At 40.6% G+C, this 2,382-nt stretch carries 1 protein-coding gene; it reads left to right on the top strand.

Features of this window, described 5'->3' with window-relative positions:
- Nucleotides 1-95: 95 nt before the first annotated feature.
- A complete protein-coding gene (gene nrdA, locus L1D46_RS20385) occupies nucleotides 96-2,381 on the top strand; it encodes a class 1a ribonucleoside-diphosphate reductase subunit alpha (RefSeq protein ID WP_130051427.1) in 2,286 nt (761 codons plus the stop codon).
- Nucleotide 2,382 lies beyond the last annotated feature (1 nt).

Here is a 2,382-nt window from a genome sequence, read left to right as displayed (position 1 = left end):
TTCAATTAGTTCACCCTGGTATTGAATAATAATAATTACATAAAGAATACCTTTGTCTTTACAACGATAATTTCCCAAGGAATACAGGCAAAACTATGAACCAACAGCTATCTGTAAGCAAACGTGACGGCCGTAAAGAGTCACTTGATCTAGATAAGATCCATCGCGTGATCGCTTGGGCCGCAGAAGGTCTAGAGAATGTGTCTGTCTCACAAGTTGAATTAAAATCTCATATTCAATTTTATGACGGCATTCGTACCGATGACATTCATGAAACAATCATCAAAGCTGCAGCTGATCAGATCTCTAAAGATACGCCTGATTACCAATACCTAGCTGCTCGCTTAGCTGTATTCCATTTACGTAAAAAAGCGTACGGTCAATTTGAGCCGCCACGCTTATATGATCACATCACGAAATTAGTTGAAGACAAACGTTATGATCAACACCTTTTGGTTGATTATACCGAGCAAGAAATTGACGAGTTAGATGCTTACATCGATCACAACCGTGACTTAAACTTCAGCTACGCTGCTGTAAAGCAACTTGAAGGTAAGTATTTAGTTCAAAACCGTGTTACTGGTGAAATTTACGAAAGTGCACAGTTTTTATATATCTTAGTTGCTGCAAGCTTATTCTCTGATTATCCAAAAGAGACGCGTATTGATTACATCAAGCGTTTTTATGATGCAGTGTCTACCTTCAAAATTTCGTTACCTACGCCAATTATGGCAGGTGTTCGTACGCCTACACGTCAGTTCAGCTCATGTGTACTAATTGAATGTGGTGATAGCCTAGACTCTATTAATGCGACATCATCTGCGATCGTTAAATATGTTTCGCAACGTGCTGGTATTGGTATTAATGCGGGTCGCATTCGTGCGCTTGGTAGCCCTATTCGTAATGGCGAAGCGTACCACACAGGTTGTATTCCATTTTATAAGCACTTCCAAACTGCTGTTAAGAGCTGTTCACAAGGTGGTGTTCGTGGCGGCGCAGCTACGCTGTTCTACCCACTTTGGCATTTGGAAGTTGAAAATTTATTAGTTCTAAAGAACAACCGTGGTGTTGATGATAACCGTGTACGTCACCTTGACTACGGTGTGCAGTTCAACAAATTAATGTATAGCCGTTTAATCAAAGATGATTACATCACATTATTTAGCCCATCAGATGTTCCGGGTCTATACGATGCGTTCTTTGAAGATCAAGCGAAGTTTGATGAGCTATACATCAAGTACGAGCAAGACGAGTCAATTCGTAAAAAACGTATTAAAGCGATTGAGTTATTCTCAATGTTTGCACAAGAGCGTGCGAGCACAGGTCGAATTTACTTACAAAACGTTGACCACTGTAATACGCACAGCCCGTTTATCTCGACTGTTGCGCCAATTCGTCAATCTAACCTATGTTTAGAAATTGCATTACCAACTAAGCCTCTTAGCAATGTAATGGACGAAGAAGGTGAAATTGCCCTTTGTACGCTTTCAGCGTTTAACTTAGGTGCAATTGAGTCACTTGATGAATTAGAAGAGCTTGCAGAGCTTGCTGTACGTGCTCTTGATAACTTACTTGATTTCCAAGACTACCCTGTTCCTGCGGCTAAAAACGCAACGATGGGTCGTCGTACGCTAGGTATTGGTGTTATTAACTACGCATACTACTTAGCGAAGAACGGTAAGCGTTACTCAGATGGCAGCGCAAATGCCCTAACTCACAAAACATTTGAAGCTATTCAATATTATCTAATGAAAGCATCAAATGAGTTAGCGAAAGAACGTGGTGCGTGTCCTAAGTTTAACGAGACAACGTATTCTCAAGGCATTATGCCAACAGATACTTATAAGCGTGACCTAGATCAGTTCTGTGATGAACCTCTTCACTTAGATTGGGATTCATTACGCGAAAGCATTAAAGAGCATGGTATGCGTAACTCTACGTTATCTGCACTTATGCCTTCAGAGACATCATCGCAAATCTCTAACGCAACAAATGGTATTGAGCCACCACGAGGTCATATCAGCGTTAAAGCAAGTAAAGATGGTATCTTAAAGCAAGTAGTTCCAGATTATGAAAATCTGAAAGATAACTACGAGCTACTGTGGGATATTCCTTCAAACGATGGTTACCTACAGCTTGTTGGTATTATGCAAAAATTCGTTGACCAAACGATCTCTGCAAACACCAACTATGATCCATCTAAGTATGAAGGCGGTAAAGTACCTATGAAGGTGCTATTAAAAGACCTACTGACTGCGTACAAACTCGGTGTTAAAACTCTGTATTATCACAATACACGTGATGGTGCATCAGACTCTCAAGATGAGTTAACACCAGAGGTAGAAGATGACGGTTGTGCAGGCGGCGCTTGTAAAATCTAAT

Origin of the sequence: Pseudoalteromonas sp. Isolate3, from assembly GCF_022398505.1 — a bacterium.
In the GTDB taxonomy this organism is placed as follows: domain Bacteria; phylum Pseudomonadota; class Gammaproteobacteria; order Enterobacterales; family Alteromonadaceae; genus Pseudoalteromonas; species Pseudoalteromonas apostichopi.
Note: the sequence above shows the minus strand (reverse complement) of the source record. Positions and strands in the feature narration are given on the sequence as shown.